The 22,774-nt window shown below is 68.2% G+C and carries 21 protein-coding genes and 3 CRISPR repeat arrays (1 of these 24 running past the window's edge); of the genes, 4 read left to right on the forward strand and 17 right to left on the reverse strand.

What is annotated here, in order from left to right; genetic code table 11:
- Window positions 1-50 precede the first annotated feature (50 nt).
- From ACIA8R_RS23650 to ACIA8R_RS23710, 13 genes are all read right to left on the reverse strand, one after another.
- Window positions 51-341, reverse strand: coding sequence for a hypothetical protein (locus ACIA8R_RS23650; RefSeq protein WP_397040356.1), 291 nt, complete (start codon window positions 339-341; stop codon window positions 51-53).
- Between the two features lie 495 nt (window positions 342-836).
- Window positions 837-2,326: a CRISPR direct-repeat array (repeat unit 29 nt; unit sequence CCGATCCCCACACCTGTGGGGGTGACCCG).
- Between the two features lie 244 nt (window positions 2,327-2,570).
- Window positions 2,571-3,770: a tyrosine-type recombinase/integrase gene (locus tag ACIA8R_RS23655; RefSeq protein ID WP_397040358.1), complete on the reverse strand. Its 1,200-nt coding sequence runs from the start codon at window positions 3,768-3,770 to the stop codon at window positions 2,571-2,573.
- 37 nt (window positions 3,771-3,807) lie between these two features.
- Window positions 3,808-4,035 carry a helix-turn-helix domain-containing protein gene (locus tag ACIA8R_RS23660; RefSeq protein ID WP_397040360.1) on the reverse strand — a complete coding sequence of 76 codons (228 nt, stop codon included), beginning with the start codon at window positions 4,033-4,035 and terminating at the stop codon, window positions 3,808-3,810.
- The gene (locus tag ACIA8R_RS23665) at window positions 4,035-5,624 is read right to left on the reverse strand and encodes a YfjI family protein (RefSeq protein ID WP_397040361.1); all 1,590 of its coding nucleotides are present in this window, start codon (window positions 5,622-5,624) and stop codon (window positions 4,035-4,037) included. Before ACIA8R_RS23665 ends, ACIA8R_RS23660 begins: the two co-directional genes overlap by 1 nt.
- Entirely contained in the window at window positions 5,621-6,517 is an 897-nt protein-coding gene (locus ACIA8R_RS23670; protein WP_397040363.1) for a bifunctional DNA primase/polymerase, read from the reverse strand. Before ACIA8R_RS23670 ends, ACIA8R_RS23665 begins: the two co-directional genes overlap by 4 nt.
- Before the next feature lie 23 nt (window positions 6,518-6,540).
- Window positions 6,541-6,759 carry a hypothetical protein gene (locus ACIA8R_RS23675; protein ID WP_397040365.1) on the reverse strand — a complete coding sequence of 73 codons (219 nt, stop codon included), beginning with the start codon at window positions 6,757-6,759 and terminating at the stop codon, window positions 6,541-6,543.
- Window positions 6,760-6,899: 140 nt separating this feature from the next.
- Entirely contained in the window at window positions 6,900-9,155 is a 2,256-nt protein-coding gene (locus tag ACIA8R_RS23680; protein ID WP_397040367.1) for a cell division protein FtsK, read from the reverse strand.
- The gene (locus ACIA8R_RS23685) at window positions 9,152-9,517 is read right to left on the reverse strand and encodes a hypothetical protein (protein ID WP_397040369.1); all 366 of its coding nucleotides are present in this window, start codon (window positions 9,515-9,517) and stop codon (window positions 9,152-9,154) included. Before ACIA8R_RS23685 ends, ACIA8R_RS23680 begins: the two co-directional genes overlap by 4 nt.
- Complete coding sequence (locus ACIA8R_RS23690; RefSeq protein WP_397040370.1) at window positions 9,517-10,497, reverse strand: DUF2637 domain-containing protein; 981 nt, start codon at window positions 10,495-10,497, stop codon at window positions 9,517-9,519. The genes ACIA8R_RS23685 and ACIA8R_RS23690 overlap by 1 nt, the downstream gene beginning before the upstream one ends.
- Window positions 10,494-10,688: a hypothetical protein gene (locus ACIA8R_RS23695; RefSeq protein ID WP_397040372.1), complete on the reverse strand. Its 195-nt coding sequence runs from the start codon at window positions 10,686-10,688 to the stop codon at window positions 10,494-10,496. The genes ACIA8R_RS23690 and ACIA8R_RS23695 overlap by 4 nt, the downstream gene beginning before the upstream one ends.
- Window positions 10,685-11,059 (reverse strand): RRQRL motif-containing zinc-binding protein, encoded by a 375-nt coding sequence (locus ACIA8R_RS23700; protein WP_397040374.1) that lies wholly within the window; start codon window positions 11,057-11,059, stop codon window positions 10,685-10,687. Before ACIA8R_RS23700 ends, ACIA8R_RS23695 begins: the two co-directional genes overlap by 4 nt.
- Window positions 11,060-11,389: a WhiB family transcriptional regulator gene (locus ACIA8R_RS23705; protein ID WP_397040376.1), complete on the reverse strand. Its 330-nt coding sequence runs from the start codon at window positions 11,387-11,389 to the stop codon at window positions 11,060-11,062.
- A gap of 17 nt (window positions 11,390-11,406) precedes the next feature.
- Window positions 11,407-11,574 carry a hypothetical protein gene (locus ACIA8R_RS23710; protein WP_357966596.1) on the reverse strand — a complete coding sequence of 56 codons (168 nt, stop codon included), beginning with the start codon at window positions 11,572-11,574 and terminating at the stop codon, window positions 11,407-11,409.
- 450 nt (window positions 11,575-12,024) lie between these two features.
- Here ACIA8R_RS23710 and ACIA8R_RS23715 point away from each other — a divergent pair, with 450 nt between their 5' ends.
- Window positions 12,025-13,272 carry a hypothetical protein gene (locus ACIA8R_RS23715; RefSeq protein WP_397040378.1) on the forward strand — a complete coding sequence of 416 codons (1,248 nt, stop codon included), beginning with the start codon at window positions 12,025-12,027 and terminating at the stop codon, window positions 13,270-13,272.
- On the opposite strand, the gene ACIA8R_RS23720 is transcribed toward ACIA8R_RS23715, so the two are convergent.
- The 4 genes from ACIA8R_RS23720 to ACIA8R_RS23735 all read right to left on the reverse strand — a co-directional run bounded on the left by ACIA8R_RS23720 (window position 13,269) and on the right by ACIA8R_RS23735 (window position 17,123).
- On the reverse strand, window positions 13,269-14,030 hold the full coding sequence (locus tag ACIA8R_RS23720; protein ID WP_397040380.1) for a hypothetical protein: 762 nt from the start codon (window positions 14,028-14,030) through the stop codon (window positions 13,269-13,271). The two genes, ACIA8R_RS23715 and ACIA8R_RS23720, sit on opposite strands and share 4 nt — an antisense overlap.
- A gap of 216 nt (window positions 14,031-14,246) precedes the next feature.
- On the reverse strand, window positions 14,247-15,155 hold the full coding sequence (locus ACIA8R_RS23725) for a phosphotransferase (RefSeq protein WP_397040381.1): 909 nt from the start codon (window positions 15,153-15,155) through the stop codon (window positions 14,247-14,249).
- Window positions 15,152-15,841 (reverse strand): GntR family transcriptional regulator, encoded by a 690-nt coding sequence (locus tag ACIA8R_RS23730; protein WP_397040383.1) that lies wholly within the window; start codon window positions 15,839-15,841, stop codon window positions 15,152-15,154. Before ACIA8R_RS23730 ends, ACIA8R_RS23725 begins: the two co-directional genes overlap by 4 nt.
- Before the next feature lie 883 nt (window positions 15,842-16,724).
- On the reverse strand, window positions 16,725-17,123 hold the full coding sequence (locus ACIA8R_RS23735; RefSeq protein WP_397040385.1) for a hypothetical protein: 399 nt from the start codon (window positions 17,121-17,123) through the stop codon (window positions 16,725-16,727).
- Between the two features lie 101 nt (window positions 17,124-17,224).
- Between ACIA8R_RS23735 and ACIA8R_RS23740 the strand changes: the two genes are divergently transcribed.
- From ACIA8R_RS23740 to ACIA8R_RS23750, 3 genes are all read left to right on the forward strand, one after another.
- The gene (locus ACIA8R_RS23740; protein ID WP_397040387.1) at window positions 17,225-18,481 is read left to right on the forward strand and encodes a multiprotein-bridging factor 1 family protein; all 1,257 of its coding nucleotides are present in this window, start codon (window positions 17,225-17,227) and stop codon (window positions 18,479-18,481) included.
- Window positions 18,478-19,110, forward strand: a complete 633-nt coding sequence (locus ACIA8R_RS23745) for a 2'-5' RNA ligase family protein (protein ID WP_397040389.1) — start codon at window positions 18,478-18,480, stop codon at window positions 19,108-19,110. The genes ACIA8R_RS23740 and ACIA8R_RS23745 overlap by 4 nt, the downstream gene beginning before the upstream one ends.
- 246 nt (window positions 19,111-19,356) lie before the next feature.
- A CRISPR array of direct repeats spans window positions 19,357-20,361; the repeat unit is 26 nt; unit sequence ATCACCCCCACGGGCGTGGGGACCGG.
- A gap of 79 nt (window positions 20,362-20,440) precedes the next feature.
- The gene (locus tag ACIA8R_RS23750) at window positions 20,441-21,628 is read left to right on the forward strand and encodes an IS30 family transposase (RefSeq protein ID WP_397040390.1); all 1,188 of its coding nucleotides are present in this window, start codon (window positions 20,441-20,443) and stop codon (window positions 21,626-21,628) included.
- A 116-nt stretch (window positions 21,629-21,744) separates the two neighbouring features.
- Window positions 21,745-22,774: a CRISPR direct-repeat array (repeat unit 29 nt; unit sequence CGGATCACCCCCACGGGCGTGGGGACCGG); it runs 330 nt beyond the window's last position.

The following is a 22,774-nucleotide window of genomic DNA, read 5'->3' on the forward strand; positions in this document are numbered from 1 at the left end:
AATGCTGCGAGGTAGAGGCCGTTTCGCGGCTCTGGGCCGTCTGTGGGCCGTCAAAGCTTCGGGCCGGACGCGAACACGGCGGTCACGGCGTTCCGCGTCCGGTCCTGGCTGCTCGGCATGAGGTGGGTGTAGGTCCGCAGGGTGAAGCCCGGATCGTGGTGCCCGAGGTATTCGATCAGAGCCTTGATGTTCTCGCCGGCGTCCAGGAGCACTGAGGCGTAGAAGTGCTGTAGGGCGTGCATGCCGTGCTCGCGTGCGGCCTTGTGCTTGCGCCGGCCGAGCTTCAACAACGTCCACTGGAAGACGGCTCTCGTACGAGCAGGTGTCATTCCGAAGCGCAAGCGCGGCGAGCCGACGGTACTCGCTGTACTTGAGCTGCTGGACGACATGAAGCACGTACGAGCCGAAGTCGAGCGCGTTCACATCGACGGCGAAGATCTCGCCCTGCCGCAACCCGCAACCGCCGCCCAGATCCACCATGGCCCGCTCACCGGATCACCCCACGGGCGTGGGGACCGGATCATGACACTCGCCCTGGTGGGCGCGGGAAGCGGATCACCCCCACGGGTGTGGGGATCGGTGCTTGTCAGACCAGCGAACGCGTCGGCCAGCGGATCACCCCCAGAGGCGTGGGGACCGGGTGGGGACCCACCCCGAAGACGAACTGCTCATCGGATCACCCCCACGGGCGTGGGGACCGGGCTGTGGGGACCAACGACTGGTCGCCTGAGAGCGGATCTGCGCCTTCTGGCTCGGCATGACGGAAGACAAAATTCCGACAATAAATCGACACTTGCATCGCTGCAGGTCGCCGCTATCCTCGCTGCTCAGGAAGTCCGATCCCCACACCTGTGGGGGTGACCCGTCCTCGCGGGGAGCGGTGATGGCCTGGCGCATCCGATCCCCACACCTGTGGGGGTGACCCGGACGACAAGGACGGCAAGGACGGCAAGCGGTCCCGATCCCCACACCTGTGGGGGTGACCCGGCGTTGTTCTTGGTCGCGGATCCGGCAGCCGTCCGATCCCCACACCTGTGGGGGTGACCCGGAGATCGACCGCCGTACGCGGGCGGTCAAGGCCCGATCCCCACACCTGTGGGGGTGACCCGACTCGCGCGCCGTATCGGCCGCGACAACGCCTCCGATCCCCACACGTGTGGGGGTGACCCGCGCGCCATCGAGGCGGCCGTGTCGGAGGGCGACCGATCCCCACACCTGTGGGGGTGACCCGTGGACGGCCCACACGGTCTCGCTATTGGGGTCCCGATCCCCACACCTGTGGGGGTGACCCGCCACGCCACTCCCGCTCCACCGACCCCGACTTCCGATCCCCACACCTGTGGGGGTGACCCGCAGCCGCTGACTCACGTACAAGATCAGCGGCGCCGATCCCCACACCTGTGGGGGTGACCCGTTCGGCTGCACCATCGCCGGAGAGCTCGATGACCGATCCCCACACCTGTGGGGGTGACCCGCCGGCCGGGGACCTGGTCAAGACGACCTACGACCGATCCCCACACCTGTGGGGGTGACCCGAGTAACTCCTACACATCGGATGCGGTGTCCTGCCGATCCCCACACCTGTGGGGGTGACCCGGCACCGACCCCCAGGCGGAGGCGTAGATGAAGCCGATCCCCACACCTGTGGGGGTGACCCGTTCACCGAGCCCGTTCACCGCTCCGACAGAGACCGATCCCCACACCTGTGGGGGTGACCCGTCCGAGGACCTCTTGGACACCTTCAACGAATACCGATCCCCACACCTGTGGGGGTGACCCGGACCTGGAGCAGGCGCAGTCGGCCGCCTACAGCCGATCCCCACACCTGTGGGGGTGACCCGGACCTGGAGCAGGCGCAGTCGGCCGCCTACAGCCGATCCCCACACCTGTGGGGGTGACCCGCACTCCGGAGTGGCAGCAGCTTGGTGGATGCGCCGATCCCTACACCTGTGGGGGTGACCCGATGTCCTTCGTCGGCTCCTGGATCGCGCCGACCCGATCCCCACACCTGTGGAGGTGACCCGCCAGTGAGTCAATCGCCGCAGCGGCCAGTTCGCCGATCCCCACACCTGTGGGGGGCCCGGTGCAACGCCAGCTTGAGGAGGAACTCGGCTACCGATCCCCACACCTGTGGGGGTGGCCCGGTCGTCACCGGCACCGCGTTCTCGTTGCCCGGCCGATCCCCACACCTGTGGGGGTGACCCGACCACCTACGAGCGCTATGTCGGCGGCAGGAACCGATCCCCACACCTGTGGGGGTGACCTGCAGAAAGCTCCCGACCGGGCCAAGTTGGAGGCCGATCCCCATGCCTGGGGGTGGTCTGTTGGCTAGTTCGGGTTCGGGGCCGTCTCTGGGCCGTGCGAGGCGGGTCGACGATGACAGACGTTGATCGGCGATGACGGCGTTTGCCCAGGTCATAGGAATGGTCGGTCATGATTCCGCAGGTCGGTGAAAGGGCTTACAGTCCCCTCATGACGAAGATGTCTGCTTGAGAAAGAGCGGCCTCTACCTGCGGCGATGCTGCGAGGTAGAGGCCGTTTCGCGGCTGCTCTGGGCCGTCTGTGGGCCGTCAAAGCTTCGGGCCGGACGCGAACACGGCGGCCACGGCGTTCCGTGTCCGGTCCTGGCTGCTCGGCATGAGGTGGGTGTAGGTCCGCAGGGTGAAACCCGGATCGTGGTGCCCGAGGTACTCGCTGAGGGCCTTGATGTTCTCGCCGGCGTCCAGGAGTACTGAGGCGTAGAAGTGCCGCAGGGCGTGCATGCCGTGCTCGCGTGCAGCCTGGTGCGGCTCGCCGCGCTTGCGCTTCGGGATGACACCTGCTCGTACGAGAGCCGTCTTCCAGTGGACGTTGTTGAAGCTCGGCCGGCGCACGACTTCTCCGGTTGTCTGCGTGAAGATCAGACGCCTGGTCACCAGCGGGCCGTTCGCGTTACCCCAGGGAAGGGTGATCTCGACCGGCGGGAAGCATTCCATGTGTCCCCTGATCGCGTCGGCCACGGGTCCTGGCAGGGGAACGTCCCGGAGCTTGCCGCCCTTCGGCGGGGCGAGGACGAGACGGTACTCGCTGTACTTGAGCTGCTGGACGACATGCAGCACGTACGAGTCGAAGTCGAGCGCGTCCACATCGACGGCGAAGATCTCGCCCTGCCGCAACCCGCAACCGCCGCCCAGATCCACCATGGCCCGAAACCGCTCAGGGAGCGCGTCACGCACCGCGAGGACCCTTTCGGCCGACCATGGCACCACCCGCTTCGTCTCGACGCTAGGCGCCCGCACAGAACGCGCTGAGCAGGGATTACGGGGGAGGTGCCCGTCGTCCACGGCTGCGCTCAGCACCGCGCGGACGTTCGAGTAGATGGTCCTGGCGTACGAGCCGCGCACGCCCTTCTCTTCGAGCTGCTTGACCCACTCCCGGATGTGCCCTGGTTGGAAGGACCCGAGCGGTCGTGGGCCGAGGTGCGGAAAGGCATGCAGCCTCAGTTGCGCGCTCATCGATGCGCGCGTGTTCGGGTCGCCGCTCCGTTCGGCGAGCCACTTCTCGGCGAACTGGCGGAAGGTCACACGGGCCGCGCGAGGATCCGTGTACTGCCCGCGTGACATGTCGGCGGCGATCCCCGCGAGCCACTCTTCGGCCTGGCGCTTCTGCCGGTCAGGGAAGGCCTGGCTCTTCTCCGTGCCATCGGGCCCCACGTAGCGGGCGCGATACCGGGAGCCGTGTCCGTAGCGGCTGGTGCGTACCCGCTTGGGTTTGCCGTCCGGGCCCGTCACAGTCTTGTACCAGCGATCTTGGATGTGTCCGGCTATGTCAGTTCACCTCCATCTCGGTCTGCTCGGAGACCCACGCGAGGACAGCGGCGAGGTCGTAGCGGAGATGGCGGCCCACTCGGAAGCCCGGGGGACCGGTGTGCTTGCGTCGCCACTGGTAGACGGTCTCCAGCGGGACTGTGAACAGCTCGGCGAGTTCCTCGGGTGTGAGGAAGCTCGGACGGTGGACGGTCGTGGGTTCGGTCACACGCAGGTTCTTGGCAGCCATCAGGCCGTGGTCCTTCCGGTTCCGTGCTGGCGGATGCTGGGGTGGACGGCGTAGGCGGGGGATGGGCGGCGACCTGGGCCTGTGCGAGGAGGCTGAGGTTCGCGACGGATCCAGCCGAGTTGCTCCAAGAGGTCGAGCGGTGCTTCCAACTCGGCGACCTTGCGGAAGCGGCTGCGTGGCAGAGCGGTGAAGGCTTCCCGGACCGTGAAGCGGGTGGTGCCCGTGCGCTGGAGCCAGGCGTGGACGGTTCGCGCGGCTTCGAGGTCCGGATCGGCGCCCATGGCGTCGAAGGTGGCCAGGGCATGAGCGACGAAATACTGGCCGAGGGTGATGGCGGCCTTCACGGTCTTCGGGCTGATCGGATGCCGCCAGCCGTCTTCGATACGGCCGGCCAGGTGGATGAGCCCGGCGAGGCGCATCACCGCGCCGTCGAACTTGCCCGCCCAATCGGTGATGTGGCCGAGATCCCCGGAATCCGGACGCAGCCGGCGTTCGGTGGCGCGGCGGTGTTCGGTGAAGATCTCGGCGGCTTCGGGGGAGAGGACCAGGCGGGCCGGATCTTCCCACCCGTGCATCCCGATCGTCAGGCGTTGCAGCTCGGCGTCGTAGCGCGCGGAGACGGGCTCCGGGACGGTGGGCGCGTCGACCTTGCGGTAGCCGACGTTGCTCTTCGGCAGGCTGTACAGGATGCGCCCGAGCAGCCCCTTGCCACGGAAGCCGGGCATGGTGGCGATGTCGGAGACGATCTCGGGCTGGACGGCCAGGCCCATGGTCAGGACGGCCTGGTCGACGCGTTCGCTGCGGCCTCGGCGGTCGATGATGAGCGGGTCTCCGGCGTGACCCTTGAGAAACAGGTCCAGGTTGGGTGTGCCGGAGTAGCGTCCGGCCAGGGTGGCGAAGATGCCGCCCTCAGCGCTGAGAACGGCGAGGCGGCCACCCTGCTCGACGAGAATCGAGGAGGCCGTCTCTGCAGTCACGTCGTCGGCCATCAGGCGTGGCTTGACCGGGATCTTGATCCCGTCCACTGCCAGAGCCGCACTCTGGGCCTCGGCGATGGCCTCCGTGGCCGCCTCGCCTTGTGCTGAGGCGGCCGTGCGGGCAGCCTTCTCGGCGAGGTCCTCGGCCAGTCGGCGAGCGACTTCGGCCTCGGTGATCTGCGGCCCGATCCGGTCCTGCAGAACACCTTCGGCGCGGATCAACGGGGCGGTCATGGCGCGGAACACAGCGGACTTGCGCGAGCCCGGCGGCATGGCGACCAGGACGAACAGGTTCACCGGCTCCACCCACGAGCCACGGACGTTGACGACCGCGCGCCCTCCGGCGGCGGTGGACAGGGCCGCAAGGCTGACACAGCCGGCCAGGTCGAGTGGCGTCTGAGTCTCCTCCGCCACGGCGCTGATGTGCTCGGCGACCCACGAGGGGAGCGCGTGAACTGGGAAAGGTGGGAGCTCGCCGCGCTGGCCGAGGGGCGCGGGCGGCTCCCAGGCAGGAGGCGCGTCGTGCAATTCGGCGAGTTGGTCAGCGGCGCGCAGGCCGTCGAGGATGGCGTCGGCGGTTGGTCGGGTGCTGTGTGTGTTCAAAGTCGTCACGCGGCTGCCCTTCTCGGATGGCGCTGGCCGGCGTCGAGCCCCGACCGAATGGTGCTGAACGCTTCGCGCGGGCTGAGCCCGACGGCGTGAGCAGCGGTCCGCAGGCATGCCTCGGCGAGGTCACGAGGGACGAGCCCGCCGGCGGTGAGCTGGCCGAGGGCGAAGGCGGCGGTGTTGAGGGTGTTGTTGCGGGTGCCTGGCTCGGCGTCGAGAACGCGGTCGATCTCGCCGCGGAGGGCCGCGATGGCGTAGCCGGTCGCGTGGTCTCCCACACTGGTGGCCAGCAGGGCACCCGCGGATGTTGAGGTTGGTCCCGGAGCCGGTTGAGTGAGGCGACGGACGAGCCAGTGAGGAAGCGGGATCGGCGTGGCATCGTGCAGGACGTCATAGGAGCCGGTGCCATCGGAGAGGTCAACGACGCTCCCCGGCCCGACGACGTAGCCGCCGTGAGCGCGGGTGTCGATCTTCCAGCCGAGCCTGCCGGCGGTGTTCCGGAGGTCGGTGTCGGCCGGGGTGGTGAAGTAGAGGTGAGTGCCACCGCGTCGGGTGCGGACCGTGAAGGTCTCCAGTGGCAGCGGTTGGCCGGCCTGCTCGCAGAGCGAGGCCAGGACGTCCGCGCCGTCGTTGATGCCGGGCCGCGACCAGTCGGGCGGCGGATGCTCGTCGGGCTTCGGTACGTCCAGGTCGAGCACCACCAGACCGGACGGGCCGCAGGCGATGCCGATGTTGAACGGGGCGCGGGCCCACATGTGGCGGATGAGGGCGGTGTCGGTGGTGGCGTGCTGCTCCCAGGCGGTGAAGCCGGGTAGCGGGCGCTTGTCGTACGGGGTGAGTGGGAAGACGTGCCAGCCGCGGGCGGCGGCGGCCAGGGCGTAGCGGGTGAGGTCGTGCATGTGGATCTCCTCAGAGGGCGGCATCAGTGGTTGCCGTCGCGGTGGAGGCGGCGGGCGTAGAAGTAGAGCTGCCAGCCGAGGCGGGGGCGCTTGCCGGTGCCTTCGCAGGCGCGGCAGGTGCGGTTCTTGCCGCCGGGACGGCATCGGGTGCAGCGGCCCCAGGGCGACGCCAGGCACACGACGATGTAGCTGAGAGTGACGAAAGGTAGGCAAAGTGCTAGAAGGGCGATGACGCTGGCCATGAGGGCCTCCAGGGCCGGTTTTAGGGTTTCCGCAGGTCAGGCTCTAGGCGCTAGAGCCCAGATAGAACAGGGTTTCGGGCTCTAGGGGAGCCTCTAGACCTAGAGGGGTGCGCCTCTAGGTCTAGAGGCGATCGGATGAGCTATGACGCCTTGCCCTTGTCACGCAGGGTGATGGCCGTGGTGAGGTCGTCGCGGGCGATGCCGATGCGGTTGGCGCCCTTGCCGCCGCCTTCCGGGGTGCCCCATACCTGCATGGTGCGGACGCCGTACGGCTTGAGGGCGGTGGTGAGCTGGGCGGTCTTCGCCCCGCCTTCCAGGGCCGCCCATGCGCCGTAGATGTCGGGCCGGAGTTCGGCCAGGCGATCCACGACGACCTCGTTCCAGACCTTGGCCTCGGACGACGGGACCACAGCGAGGATGTCGGCCAGCAGGTCGAAGGTCGGCGCGGCCGGCTCGGGCGTCTCGCCGAGGGCGTAGCCGGTGAGCGTGCCTGCCGTCTTGCGCAGTGCGTAGGCGCGGTCGGCGATGAGCTGGGTTTCCGGGGTGTTGAGGTAGGCGGCCTTGACGACCTTGGGCATCGGTGTCGCGCCGACCAGGTAGCCGGTGCCCGCGTCCTTCTCCGGGACGAAGACGGTGGCGCGGATGCCGTTCTTGTAGGCCGAGGTGCCGAGGATCATGTCGTTTTCGAGCTGGCCGGCCACCCGCAGGCAGAAGCGGATGGAGACGTTGGCGGAGATGCCGGTGGGCAGGCTGTCGCGGTCCGGGCGCTGGGTGGCCAGGATCAGGACGACGCCCAGGGCGCGGCCGAGCTTGATGATGAACTCGGCGTCATCGCCTGCCTTGTCGCCGTACTCGGCGTGGGCGAACAGGTTCTGGCACTCGTCGATGATGCAGACCAGCGGATGCAGGCCCAGGGAGCGCTTGTCGGCGATCTGCCGGGTGACGCGCTTGTCCGGGCACAGGTCCGCGGGCAGGGCCTTGAGCGCGGCCGAGCGGCGCATGACCTCTTTGCGCAGCAGGGTCAGGGAGTCGGCGGCGTAGGCGATGGCCTCGTCCTCGATGCCGGAGACGTAGCGGTGACAGACCTTGTCGTACGGGTCCAGGTCGCCGGTGCCCTTGAGCTCGTGGAACCATGCCTCGACCGTGGGGTCGAGCACGATCCCGGCGGCCAGCTCGCGGATGGACGAGGTCTTGCCCTGGCCGGGCTGGGAGCCGATCAGCACGTTGTGTTGGATCAGCGGCACGGTGACCAGGCGGCCGCGCGGGTCGTTGCCGAACGGGATGCCCTTGAACACGTCGTGCGAGCCGGCCCGCTTGAGCGGGGACCGCACGATGGTCTTGGACAGGTCCTTGTCGCCCACCCACAGGATCAGCCGTCCCTCGTGGACGGACGGGTCGCCCTCCGGCCAGATGCAGCCGAGCGGGCGGCGCAGCGCGCCGGACAGCTGCTTCCGCCTGTCCAGCACATCGGCCACGGTCACGCCGTACGGCAGGTCGATGTCGGCCCGCCAGCCGGGGCCGTCGCGGGTGATCGGGGCGACGAACCGGATGGCGTCCTTGGGATTCTTGGACAGGGCCTGCGTGATGCCGGCGATGCCGAGCACGCTCAGCGCGCGGACCACGATGTCACTGGTCAGCTTCTCCACCTCGGACGCCATGACGGCCCGGTTGATCAGCGGCCGGTCGGCGGGCTTGCCGAGGAGTCCCAGCACGGCCATGGCCACGGCGAGCGCTCCCCAGTGGACGGCGGACGGCTCGTTGGCCGCGACGATGGCCAGGACCAGCAGCGCGATCAGGATCGTCCCGGTGATCCAGACACGCAGCCGCACACGCGAGTCTCGTTGCCTGCTCAGCTTCAGGTACCCCTCGTAGTCGGATTTGCGGACGGCCGCCACGCGTGCGGGCTCGCCCTCCAGGTCGAACGTCCACCGCGCCATGCCGTTCACGAGGCGGACGAAGCCGCGCGGGGCGCGGGCGGTCAGCCGTCCGGCGTAGAGCGGGGCGCGGAGGGTCTGGTAGCAGGCGACGTGCAGGTAGTGGAGGCTCGCCCAGCGGATGGTCTCGATGGCCTCGGAGCGGGAGCGCAGCCACAGCGGGATGATCGGCTGTCGGGTGGTCGCCTTCCGTTCCAGGCTCGCCCGCCAGTCCGTCCGGGTCGGACCGGGCTGGTCCACTCGGACGATCTCGCCGTCAAGGACCGGTCCGTCCGCGTCGTTCTGCGCGGGCTTCTTCGGCTCCGGTTGGGAGCGGTCGAAGTGGCGTCCGGACCGGGCGGCGTCGAGGTCGACGATGTCCGCCCCCTTGCCGTCCTGGCGGTCCGGGGTCGGTTCGGCGGACCGGTCTGGAGTGTCGTCCTCGTTCGGGTGGTGGTTGGGGTCGTCCGGTCGGTGAGTCATGATGAAGGCACCTCTGCTGCCTGATGGGTGGTGGGGTCCTGGGGCGCGGTCGTTGTCTTGGCGGATGAGGCCGCGCCCCACGTGACGGTCAGGGACGAGGTGCGGTCGGACCGCGATTCGTCCGGGCGGTCGGTGGGTCTGTGGTCAGCGGTCGGCGAGTGCGGTCCGACCGCTTGGGCGATGTCGAGTGCAGTCGGCAGGGTCAGGGCGAGCAGTTCGGCCAGGAGCATGGCGGTGGTGGCCTGGTCGCGGTCGAAGAGGCGTCCGGGGTAGCCGGTGACGGTCCAACCGCCTGCTCCTAGTTCGGCGACGTTCAGGCACCGGTCGGAGCTGATCCGGGTGTCCGTGATGGTCAGGCTCATCAGGCGGCCTCACCTTTTGGTACGGGGCCTTCCGCTTTGAGCTGGGCCAGGAGCGCGCCGGCGCGGTCGGTCGAGATGCTCTGGCCGCGGTTGCGGATGGCGTCGCGGAGGCGGTCACGGGTGAGGGGCTCGCCCTGTGAGATCAGGTCGGCGGCGATGTGCCGTCCCAGCGGCAGGAGGTCTCCTACGTTCGGTGACGTCGTGTTCTGGGGCCGCTTGGGTCCACGGCCGTGTCGCCTTGGAGCAGTCGGCGGTAGAGCGATGCTGGGAGCCTCCAGTTCCGGGAGTGTCGCGGCCGGCAGTTGCATGTGCTTGGGCGTGAGTTCGCCGAGGCGGTACAGGGCTCGCTCGCGGCGGGTGGCCTTCCACCGCCACAGCAGGCCGTACCGGTCCTGAAGCTCCGTGCGGGCCAGGATGCGTTCACGTTCCCTGCCGAGAGCCTCCGGGTAGCTGCGGATCTCCCAGAGCACCATGCGGCGCCAGAGGGAGACCGTCGCCAGCGGGGCGAGAAGCCAGCGTGAGCGGCGGATGCCGTCCATGTGGTCCGGCCTGGCCAGCTCGGCGTGCTTGCGGACGACGTGGGCACCGATCTCGATGGCGATGACCCACAGGAGCGGCAGCAGGGCGTGGGCGACGACGGCGAACCAGTCCGTCCGTCCTGGCACGGTGAGGTAGGCGGCCACGTTGAGGTAGACCGTCGCGGCGGTCAGGGCCCATGGGATGAAGCGGAGCCAACCTAGGCGCATGCCTAGGCGGGCAAGGACGATGTCGAGCGCTGAGAACGCCGCGATCCCCAGGTCGATGCCGAGTGGAACGGTCCAGGCGAACCATCCGAACGAGGGCTCGGCCGCCGTGGCGACGCGCTCGAAGCTGTTGACGAAGCCCAGGAGTCCGAGGGCGCCGGTGACGGCTGCGGTGGTGGAGATGGCGGTACGTTCGCCCTCGGTCAACGGGCGAGGCGTGGCCTCGTAGGCGGTCATCGTGTGTCCTTCCTTTGGGTGGATCGTGGGCGGCGTTCGCGGGTGGGGCGTCCGCTGCGGCGCATGCCGCGCTTGCGGTCGGCCTCCAGCCATCCGTCGCGTCCGGCTTCCGGCTGGTAGAGGCTCGGGAGCTTCTCGCCGTGGACGGTGACGCCGGGACGCCCGGAGGTGTCGAGGGTGCGGCGGCTCACGCGGCCACCTCCTCGGCGCAGTCGAGGCACACGCCGAGGTGGCGCGGCAGCACGTAGCCGACGTCGATCAGGCACTCGGGGCACGTCCGGCTGGTCTTGAAGATGTCGGTACGGCGGCGCGGGCTCGGGGTGCGCTTCGGCAGGGCGAACTGCACGTCGTACAGGGAAACGGCCCGAACGCGAGGCGGGCCGGGACGCCGGCCGCGCCACAGAGACTGGGCCTGTGCGCCTTGAGGGCCAGGGCGTAGTCCCTGGGCGGCGAGCTGGTGGAGTGTGCGCAGGTGCGGCGGGACCAGGTGCCGTGGGTAGGTGGGGATGCCGTACCGGGCGCCGGACGGGTCCCAGAAGCGGGTGCGGATGCGGCTGGCCATTCAGGCCACCTCCATGTCTGCCAGGTCGGTGTTGTAGGTGGTCAGGGCGGCGGCCGGCAGGCCGGCCCAGATGCCCGAGGTCGGGCGGGTGCGCCTCGCGTACTGCTCGCACAGCGACAGGGCGGGGCAGGTCGCACAGACCTCTCGGGCGACGGCCTCGCGGGCGGTGCGCTCCTCGGTGCTCTCGATGGTGAGCCGCGGGCCGGTGTGCAGCTCGGGGTCGTACGTGCACTCGGGGAGCGGCGTCCCGTCGTCGGTCTGCCAGGTGGCTTCGATCTCGGCGAGTGACATGCGGGCCGGGTGGATGGGGCGGTTCGGGTTCTGAGTCACGGCGTCTCTTTCTGCGATCACTTGTTGACGGTGTGGACGAACCGGGCGAAGGACTCCGAAGCACTCATGACCAGGTGAGCGGCGGCCTTGACGATGGTCGCCGCGCCCTCCGGGTCCTTCAGGGCGTAGAGCGCAGCGCAGATCGTCAGGACGGTCGGGAGCACTTTGCGCGGACGGATGAGCATGACGAGACCTCTCGGTTCGAGGACCTGTCGAGCAGGTCCTAAGAGACATAGAACATGTACAGCTACGGAGAGTCAAGTGTGAGGGACTGGTTGTGTTGGAGTCCCGCGGTACTCGGCTCGCCCGCTCTTGCTGACTCAAGCCTTCCTCGCCGGGCGCCGCCCCAACACTGTGCTCATGATCGGGACTGAATGCACAGGGGGTGCTTTTTGGGGGTGATTCAAGCCCTGAGCAGGAGAAACGCGGGCCGGTATTTCTCGGGAAAGCAGGCGTTTATGGCCGTGTTCGCGCCATGATTGCCGAGGCGTGCCCATGTGGAGGTGAAGATGTCTCGAATGCCCAATGTGGGGCTTGCTGATGCGATGCGGCGTGCCGATTGTTCTAATTCGGGACTTGCTTCACGAGTGCGACAGATTGCGCAAGAAGATGGAGTAACCCTGAGCTGTACGCACGTGGACGTCAAACGCTGGCTCGACGGGGTGAAGCCGCGGCCAGCCACCGCGCGCTTCATCGCGGAAGCACTCACCAGGAAGGCCGGGGTCACCTTCACGCTGGACGACATCGGTTTCGCGAGCGTCGTGACTCCGGAGACGCTGGAACGCACGCTGGCTCATGGCGGCGGCATCTCCGACGTGGGGAGTCGGCTGCTGGGCCTGACGCGGCGCGACCTCGCAGACGATCCCGTGGCGCTTCAGTCGGTGGTCGTCCCGGACGCCTGGAACGAGTCCCTCATCGCGTGGCTCCTGTCGCGGCCGGAGCCGGTGCTGATACGGGAGCATGCGCGGCCGTCTGTCGGCCCGTGGGACGTGCAGACCATTCGCGCCACCACAGAGCTGTTCGCGAGCATGGGTTTTCAATTCGGGGGCGGACATGCACGTTCCGCGCTCGTCCAGTATTACCACCGAGAAGTCGTTCCCATGCTCGACGGGAAATTCGAGGAGTCGGTAGGGCGGGCGTTGTACGCGGCGGCGGCCGAAATCACGGAACTGGTCGCGTGGACGGCGTACGACCTCGGCCGGCACGGGCTCGCGCAACGCTATTTTCTGCAAGGATTGCGCCTTGCTCAGGTGTCCGGAGATCGCATGCTGGGTGGCCTGATCCTGGCCGACATGAGCCACCAAGCGAATTATCTGGGCCGATACGACCAGGCCATTCAACTCGCGCGTGCGGCGCAGGAGGGCTGCCGTAACGCGTCCACCGCGACGCCCATGGCCTTGTTCTTCGCCATGGAGGCCCGCGCGCACGCCGGGAACGGCGACGAGGCCGCATGCGCGCGAGCCCTGCTTGAGGCGGAGAAATGGTTCGCCAAGCGCAACGTGGACGATGACCCCTCGTGGGTCGGGTACTTCGATGCCGCCGAACTGGCCAGCGAGGGCGCGCATTGTTACCGCGACCTTCGCAAGCCGTCCCGGGCGATGGAGTTCGTCGGCCAGGCGGTCGGGCTCTGCGATCCGATGTACGTGCGGACACTGGCCTTCGACCGGCTGGTCCAGGCGGCGAGCTACGTGCACATGGGCGACCCGTCGCAGGCCGCGGCCGTCGCGCTGGAGGCCATCGACCTCGCCGGGCCGCTCAAGTCGGAGCGCTATCTCCGGTACATCCGAGACCTACAAGCAGACCTGAAGGCGTACGCGGACGATGGGCTGGTGGCGGAGTTCAACGCCGTCGTCGCCCGGAAGTATTCGCCGGAGAGCGATTAGCTGTCGTATCCGCGGCGAGGCGGCCGGCCGTATCTCCACAGGAGGTAACCGAGCGGCAGCACGAGTACCAGCAGCCGAGCAGGGGCATCGCGGAGGCCGTCGAACTGGAGTTGGTACAGCAGGCCGGCGCGTAGGGATTCGTCCCCGGTGAGGAGCGGGGCGAGGGCCACCAGCCCGTACACCACCAGGGCGTCCATGACGGTCGTCAGCGCGCGCCGTCCAGAGATCGGCGGCGCTGGGGAGTGCGATGCGAGCAGCACCAGCAGGGCAGCCGCCAGCAGGCACAACTCCCAGAGTCCCCAGCCGCCGGACAGAGCCTCGAACCAGTCCGAGGTGAACATGGGCAGTGAGCCCGAGCAGATGCTGTCCCCCTGGTAGTCGGCCGAGAGTGGCCGGGCGAGCGCGATCAGCATCAGCACCCAGGCGGCACGCGGTCCCGCCGTCGCCGAATCCCGCCGCATCAGGGCGACCAGCACGGCCAGCAGGGGCACGGCCCAGGTCGTCGCGAGTTCGGTGAGGGTGGCGAGGTCGTCGCGCAGCGGTAGGAACGGCGAGTGGTCTATCGCGTCGTACGGACGTACGCAGCTCACTACGCCCTCGGTGAAGCCCCCGAAGTGCTCCTTCGCGTAGTACTCCTCGGGCACGTTGGCGGCCGTGAACAGGGAGGACCAGTCGAACCTGGTCTTCCAGGTGTCCCAGGTGGGGTAGGCCGCAGCGGCGAGGGCCGCTAGCCAGGCTAACGGGGCTGAGGGTGACACGTCAGGGGCTCCTTTTGCTTCTGGCGCACCCTATCGGTGATCTTGAGCGACGAGAGCTGTGGCTGTTGGAGAGGGGCATTCCATCCCTGCGACTAACAGCCGTCACAACATGTCGGATACGGCACGGGAGCCGCAGACACCGACCTTGATTTCGAGTAGGTGGCACCCGTGCTGCGCTCCTGCAGGGCGGTCATCTCCCGGTTCAGGACATCGACCTTAGAAAGCACGCCAGCGGCGAGGTGTGTCGGGATTCCGTAGCGAGTTCATGCGATTGCGGAACTCCCGGGCTATGGCCGCGTCTTCGTCGACGTTCTGCATGAGCCACGTCGTCATTTTCAGCTCATTGATGTCTCTGAGCACCGGGTAGCCTTCCCAGGCCAGAACATCGAATCCGTATCGCTCCGCGAACCGGTCATATTCGGTGCCCGTTCCCCAGCCGACGGTGTGCTCGATGGCCGTGACAGCGAGATCCGTCTCCGGTGGGCCGAACGCGAAGCGCTCGAAGTCGATGAGCAGCACCCTTCCGTCGACGGTTCGGATGAGATTCTCGTTGTGCGCGTCACCATGGACTGCGCACGGCGTGAGAGGGAAGGCCAGCTCGTCGTACGCGCATTGCAGCTCGTGTCGCCGTGTCAGCAGGAAGTTTCGATCCTCGTCGGTGAGGACGGACGCCGCGTTGATGCGTTCGGAGACGCGGCTGAGGATGTCCATCGCCGGCAGCCCCAGGTCGTCAGGGACGGCCAGGCCATGGAGCTCGCGCAGGACGCCGGCCAGGTCGTCGAGGGTTGCGGGTGAGCCGCTGTCCGGGATGAGGTGCCAGAGCGTTACCGGGTGACCTCTGACGATGAGCGGTTGGTCGTGCGCCGTCGTTCTCGCAGCCGGTATCCCGGAGTCGTTCAGCCAGGCCGAGACGGCTACTTCCTTGTGTACGTCGTCCAGCACCTCGACGCTGCGCGCGATCCTCACGACCACTTGCTCGGCGGGGAGTGCGAACAGAGCGTTCTCGCCGAGGCGGATCAGGCGGGCGTCCTGGCTGGCCAGTCCTGTGCTCTCACAGGTCTCGTGCAAGGTCGCCAGTGCTTCGGTGGTGGTGAAGAGGATCGAGGGCGTCTGGGATACGGTCACGTGTCACCTTCAGCTCGTGATTTGACGACGCGGCCCATGCCGGGCCTTTTCTCGATGACTCCTTCCGCTTCCAGCAGCGCGAAGGCGCGCCTGATGGTGATGCGGCCGACGCCGCGTTCCTGGGCGAGTGCGTTCTCTCCGGGCAGGACGGACCCCACAGCGAGCCTGCCTGTGGAGATGTCCTGCCGGAACTCGGCGGCGACCGCGTCGGCTCGGGTTTGCGCGTGCTCGGGGCCGCCGACGAACCAGCCCTTGCCGTGGACGGCTGTGATGAGCCGTTCGCCGGCCAGGAGTTGCAGCGCCTGGCGGGCCGTGCCCTTCGACACCCCGAACTCCTCCGCTGTTGCGGCCTCTCCGGGCAATTGCTGGCCAGGCACCAGCTCGCCGTTCTCGATGCGCCCTCGGAGCGTCTCGGCGATCGACTCGTACTGCGTCGTCGCTGCCCGCGGGGCTGTGGGGTCCTCGCTCTTCACGCGCCGGCCGCGGCCGGCCTCGCTGGCCACCAGCCCCGAGCGTTCCAGCTCGGCGACCGCCTGACGTACGGTCCCTCTCGCCACGCCGTACGTGCTGGCGAGGGTGGATTCGGAGGGCAGCATGGCACCGGCCGGCAGATCACCTTGGAGGATGCGATTGCGGATGTCCTCTGCAATCCGGACGTAGATACGGGCGTCCTTCGCCTTGCTCATCGCGCTCCCTCGCCGAGGCACAGTGTCTCTAGGGTAGGGCGGGGGACATGTCCACTGGCGAAGCTTCACGGACCATGTCACCCCTTGGTCTTTCCCTACGCGCAGCGAGGGGACGCCGTACAGAACCGGCTTGTTCACGCTGGTGGGCAGGCGTCGATCTTGTCGGGCTTGCCGCGCAATCCGCAGAACCCTCTATCCCAGCTTCCAAGCCCATGACCCCTCGCTGGCCCTCGCGGCCATGGCGGCTCGCACTTTGCCGCGGAACACCGCAGATTGGATCAGCTCTCTTTTCCAAGGGGGTTGCTCTGGTGGCGGTTCACGTGGCCTTCCCCGGAAGTGCCCGGCCACGCTGCTTGGGGCGAGCAGCCATCCGAGCCCGAGCCTTCCGCTTGTGCTCGTCCTCGTGAAGGATGAGCAGCGCCTCCCAGACGGACCGCGCATGCCGGTACAGCCCTCTGGCCGTCTCCTCGTACTGGCCTGTAGAGGTGCGCCGGAGGATCAGGAACTGCCCGCCCTGGCAGGCCCACTCCAGAGCACCGCAACACGAGGTCTCCGTGATCCGGATGCGGTCCCTCGGAGGACGCAGATACGGCTCCCACTCAGGGACGGGCTCGTCAGGAAGCTGGGTCATGCTCCGGTTTCCCTGCGCCGTACCGCCTCACGTACCGGTAGACCTTGCGACGGCTCCGCTGCCAGGTGCACCTGTAGGCGAGTTGCAGGGGCGAGTCGGCGACCAGCTCCCGCAGGACGCCGTAAGCGACTTCGCCGGCCGTCAGCTTGGGCAGCGGCCTCGCATGCCATAGACCCGTGGCGTCGCACCAGACGTAAAAGCGCCTGAACGCACCGCGCAGATCAAGCTCACATGCCTGCTCAAGCGTCGACGTCATGCCGGCCGCCCCTGCAGTTGGTGAGCCGGATGGCTGTGCGGAGGTCCTGCAGCGTTCTCGACGTTGCCGATCAGAGTCGACTGCCAGGCCAAGGCCGCCGCGAGCGCGATCGCGTCCTCGCACCGGACGATGCGCATGACCCCCTCCGCCACCAACTCGACAGTCAGAGACCGGTTCGGCACGGCGGTCCACCACAGCCGTTCCGCGGAGTCGACCTCCAGGGTGATGTCCCAGGCCGGATATGTGCCGCACAGTACGGAGAGTTGGCGGTCCCGCAAGTCCTGTATGAGCGCCGCCAGTGCGGAGGCTTGGCGAACGCTCTGAGCAGTGGCCCTCAGCAGCTCGTCCAGCCCGGCTTTGGTGTCGGCGTCTAGGTGATTCGTGTCCCAGTACACGAATCCATCACAACGCTGAGTAAGGACGCGTAGACAGATGCGATTGGGGGACACTGGGGGCGGCGACCGTGTCCCCCAACTCGGTGGTGAGGTGCGACGGCATGCTGGAACAGCCCAGAACTCCCCGGTGGGCCGAACGCATTCGTGATGAGCGACGTCAGCGCGGCTGGTCACAGAAGCAACTGGCCAGACACCTGTTCCTGGCGGCGGGCGAGGAGATCGCCTTGCCCGAGTTCGAGTCGGTGGTCCGCAGAATCAAAGATCACGAGGCAGGCAACAGCCGCCCGAAGGACCCATACCCATTGCTGTACTGCCGCGTGTTCGGCATCGACGAGGCCGTCCTCTTCGACCATGACGGCGAACTGGTGGGGACGCTGCCGACGAGCGGTGACCTGATCGAGCACACAGCCTGGATCGAGCAGACCAACGTCGGCAACAGCACCATCGCGATGATTGACGAGACCCGTTACCACCTGACGCAGCGCCACACCCAGACTGCACCCGCGCCGCTACTCGCCGATGTACTGCGCCTGCACCGGCGAGTGCTGGGGCTCCTGCGGGGTGGCAAGCAGCGGCTCCACCAGACGCGTGAGCTGTTCCGGATCGACGCCGAACTCCTCGCCCACGCCTGCATCCTGCTGGGCGACCTGTACGACGACGAATCAGCCATCGTCCACGGTAGAGCCGCCCTCCTGTCCGCCCAAGAGGCCGGCGCGAGCGAGGCGGCGGCATTGAGCGCCCAGGCTAAGACCGAGCGGTGGCGATGCCGGTACGCCGTCTCTGCCGACGCGGCCAGGCGCGGCTACGAATGCAGCCCACCCACGCCCCTGCGGGTACTCCTCGCCAGCCAGGAAGCGAACGCCGCAAGCCTGCTCGGCGACTTCGACCGAGCCCGAGAAGCCCTTCACCGAGCGGACGAGGCGGCCGGTTCCGTGGGCGGCGACTCCGGCGTGACGCCCTGGTCGTGCCCACCACCCAGGCGGGCACTGTACGCCCTGTCGGTGGCGCTCCAGGCCAGCGACCATGCCGCGGCACTGCAGGCGGCAGCGGCGGCCGACGACGCATGGGCCAACGGCGCTCCCTGGGTGGCCGGCACCTGGGCACAGGTCCGCTTCGGCGCCGGAATCGCGTACGTGATGATGGAGGACCTGGACGCCGCCGCCGAACAGGTGACGCCGGCCCTGTCCCTGCCGCCCGAACACCGACTGTCCACGATTACCAACTACCTGGTGAGGATGGATGCTCGATTGGCCGCTCCTCGGTTCCGCGGCTCGGATATGGTGACCACGCTGCGCGAGCAGATCAAGACGTTCAACTCCGCTCGGGCTCTGCCCGCCCCTGTCGAGGAGGATGCGTGAGCCCGTTGCCAACGCGGATGGTGAACCGCTGGGAGAAGCGACGAGCGCTCATGCTGCCGCCAGGCCAGGGCCAGCTCTACTGGCATGTCCTCCTGGGAGAGGACCCCGAAGCGCAGGCCATCGTCCAAGAGGCTCACGACCGCCTGGCCGGCCTGCCCGGCCTCGACCTGGTGCCGCAGAAGTTCATCCACCTCACCACGTTGGTCGCCGGCTACTCACACGAGATCACCGATCATCAGGTGAACGTGATGGCTGAGGAGGCCACGACTCAACTCTCCCGGATCGCGCCCATCACTGTCTCGCTGGGGCGTGTGCTCTACCACCCAGAGGCGGTGGTCCTAGAGGCGCGGCCGGCGGACCGTCTTAGGCCCCTGTTGGAAGCAGCCAAGTCCGCCACACGGGCGGCCACCGGCCGCGATGGCGCTCTTGCTCATGCAGCATGGGTACCGCACGTCACTGTTGCCTACAGCAGCGCTGATGGCCCAGCGGCTCCCATCATCGAAGCGCTCGGTAAACAGCTTCCCGAGCGCAACGTCACCGTCCGGAGCATCCACATCGTCAATCAGGACGGCCCGGAGACGGTGTGGGACTGGCGTCCATTGGCCGAAATCCGGCTGGGTCAGGCTTAGCGCCCATTCTCGTGAACCGTTCCACGACAAGGTGATGCCTGCCTGGTCGTTCTGCGAAATTCCGAGGAATTATGCGGATCGAGATCTCCGTTGGAGTTGCGATCTGATGTGCGGCTGACTTGCGGTCCTCATGAATGTGCTGGTTTTGCGGATGCGAGACATGACCTGAGAGCATCTCCAAGTTTGGGAACTGTATGAGGGTGCAGTCGACGTCGTGCACCCTCTGCGGGTTACCCGCCTCTGCCAATCACACTCATGGGCGTGGGGACCGGGCTGGGACCTTCGTCATCGACACCATCAACACCGAATCACCCCCACGGGCGTGGGGACCGGGGCGACACCACCGTGCCGGTGACGCCGACAACCGGATCACCCCCACGGGCGTGGGGACCGGCAAACCCCAGCGATGACGCCGACCAGTGCGTCCGGATCACCCCCACGGGCGTGGGGACCGGGAGGCGCATACCACGTCGACCTCGGGCCACACCGGATCACCCCCACGGGCGTGGGGACCGGCCGGTCGGGCCTTCTTCATGCCCAGTTGCCGAAGGATCACCCCCACGGGCGTGGGGACCGGGGTCATCGCCTCCGGTGTAGCCGCACCGGAGGCGGATCACCCCCACGGGCGTGGGGACCGGGCTAGCAACATACCGCCTAGCCATCCAGAAGACGGATCACCCCCCACGGGCGTGGGGACCGGGTTCACCACGGGAGCCTCGCCGGGCTCGTTGGCGGATCACCCCCACGGGCGTGGGGGACCGGTGGACGTCTCCGTGCTGCGTCATGTCCGTCTCTGGATCACCCCCACGGGCGTGGGGACCGGACCGATGGCGACCGGGTGATCCTCATGAACGTCGGATCACCCCCACGGGCGTGGGGACCGGCGAAGGCCCACCTTCGCGAGCTGCCGTATCGTCGGATCACCCCCACGGGCGTGGGGACCGGGGAGTCAGTATCTGCTACGTGCGCGCTGATCGCGGATCACCCCCACGGGCGTGGGGACCGGGTTCGCTTACGAGGCGAGGCCGGCTCGGCGACCGGATCACCCCCACGGGCGTGGGGACCGGGAGATCTGTTCAGTTCCCATGCCCGAACGAACCGGATCACCCCCACGGGCGTGGGGACCGGGAGATCGAGTTGAGCGACGACATGGCCGCCCACTGGATCACCTCCACGGGTGTGGGGACCGGCCAGCCGCACGGAGGTCAGCTATGTCTGACGTCGGATCACCTCCACGGGCGTGGGGACCGGCAGCCGTGTGTCGACGACGCGTGAATACTGACCCCCAGGCGACGCTCGGGTTCTAATGCTTGTCGCAACACACCTGATCATGGAAGGCGTGTTGATGGCGAGGCGAGGCCCCAAGCGCAGGCTGGACGTGGAGTCGGAGTACTGGCGGCTGGTGCTGTCCGGCGTGGGAACGGTGGAGGCTTGTCACGCCCTGGGGATCGGACGCAAGACCGGCTACCGGTGGCGGGCGGAGAACGGCGGGCTACCGCCGGCGCGGCTGGCTGAGAGCGCCCGGTCGAGCCGTTTCTTATCGCTGCTGGAGCGGCAGCGGATCGCGGCCTTGCGGGCGCAGGGCCTGGGAGTGCGCGCGATTGCCGACCGCATGGGACGCTCCCCGTCGACCATCAGTCGCGAGCTGCGACGCAATACACTCCCGCACGATCGGGGCGTCTACGACGGTGATCTCGCCCATGCGCGAGCGCGGCAACGGGCCCGGCGGCCGCGTCAGGGACGACTGCTGGAAGACGCACAGCTCCGCGCAGAGGTGCAGGCCAAGCTGGAGCTGGACTGGAGCCCCGAGCAGATCGCCGCGTACTTGCGCAGCAGGTGGCCGGGCCGGCCGAGCTGGCACGTCTGCCACGAGACGATCTATCAGGCGCTCTACCACGGCGGCAAGGGTGGCCTGAGCCGCAGCCTCACCCGTCGGTTGCGCACCGGTCGACCGCTGCGCAAGCGCCGCCGCCGACCCGACCAGCGTCAGCCGCGGTTCATCGCGCCCGCACTGCTCATCGACCACCGGCCCGCCGTCGTCGAGCTCCGCCATCGAGTCGGGGACTGGGAGGGAGACCTGATCACCGGTCGGCTCAACCAGTCCGCGATCGCCACTCTCGTCGACCGCAAAAGCCGCTACCTGCGCTTGGTCCCGCTGCCGGCTCGTCACGACGCGCAGGCCGTTCGCGATGGCCTGCTCGCTGTCCTCGATGGCCTACCCCTGGCCGTGCGGTTGACGCTGACCTGGGATCAGGGTGCGGAGATGGCTTGTCACGACCAGATCGCCCCCTTCCTGAGTGAAGGCGTCTACTTCGCCCATGCAGGCAGCCCATGGCAGCGCGGCACCAACGAGAACACCAACGGGCTGCTCCGCCAGTATTTCCCCAAGCGCACCGACCTGTCCGTTCACACCGAAGCAGACCTCCGTGCCATCGAGGAACGCCTGAACAACCGTCCCCGGAAGACGCTCGGCTGGCGGACTCCGGCCGACATCTTCCATGAAGGTCTGGCACTATGACTGTTCCGTCACCGTTGCGATGATCGCTCGAATCCGCCTTAGAACCCGAGCGTCGTCAGGGGGTCAGAATTCGGCCGTCGTTGACAGCCGTGGTCGCCCTTACGCAGTGTGGGGAGCGGATCACCCCCACGGGCGTGAGGACCGGGCGATCCGCAACGGCGACATCACCGCACAGTCCGGATCACCCCCACGGGCGTGGGGACCGGCCCTGCGTGTACCCGTACTTGCCACGTGCCGCCGGATCACCCCCACGGGCGTGGGGACCGGGGCGTTCCTCAGCCCGTTTAGCCGGGGCAGCAACGGATCACCCCCACGGGCGTGGGGACCGGGGGCCGGGCTGGGCACCGAGGCATACGAGCGCCGGATTACCCCCACGGGCGTGGGGACCGGCGCTCCGCGATCACGAACAGCACGACGCGCTCCGGATCACCCCCACGGGCGTGGGGACCGGGACTCGGGCAGTCGCATGGTGACGAACACCCGCGGATCACCCCCACGGGCGTGGGGACCGGGCCGTGAAGAAGATGCTCGCCGGAGACTACGACGGATCACCCCCACGGGCGTGGGGACCGGGCGGCCGGGACCTGGCCGACCTGCCGAGGTCGAGGATCACCCCCACGGGCGTGGGGACCGGTTGCAGTCCGTGCCCGGGCTTTGGATCACCCCCACGGGCGTGGGACCGGGAGTCCGACACCGCCACCATCATGGTGAACGCCGGATCACCCCCACGGGCGTGGGGACCGGACCGGATCGACATCAGCCAGCGTGAAAGGCGTCGGATCACCCCCACGGGCGTGGGGACCGGGCATGCTCCTGCGCGCACAAGCTCTTGTCTGCCGGATCACCCCCACGGGCGTGGGGACCGGGTGATTTTCACCCAGATGTCGTAGGTGAGCCCCGGATCACCTCCACGGGCGTGGGGACCGGGCCAGGGAGGGCCGGGTCAGCGGGAGCATGCGCGGATCACCCCCACGGGCGTGGGGACCGGATCCAGTCCCGGGCACCGGGCGGTGGCGGCACCGGATCACCCCCACGGGCGTGGGGACCGGGGCGTGCGTCCACTAGATCGCTCTGGTCTCGGCGGATCACCCCCACGGGCGTGGGGACCGGGGGCTGGCCGACAAGAAGATCACCGCCCACAACGGA

The organism is Nonomuraea sp. NPDC051191 (assembly GCF_044455665.1).
Taxonomy (GTDB): domain Bacteria; phylum Actinomycetota; class Actinomycetes; order Streptosporangiales; family Streptosporangiaceae; genus Nonomuraea.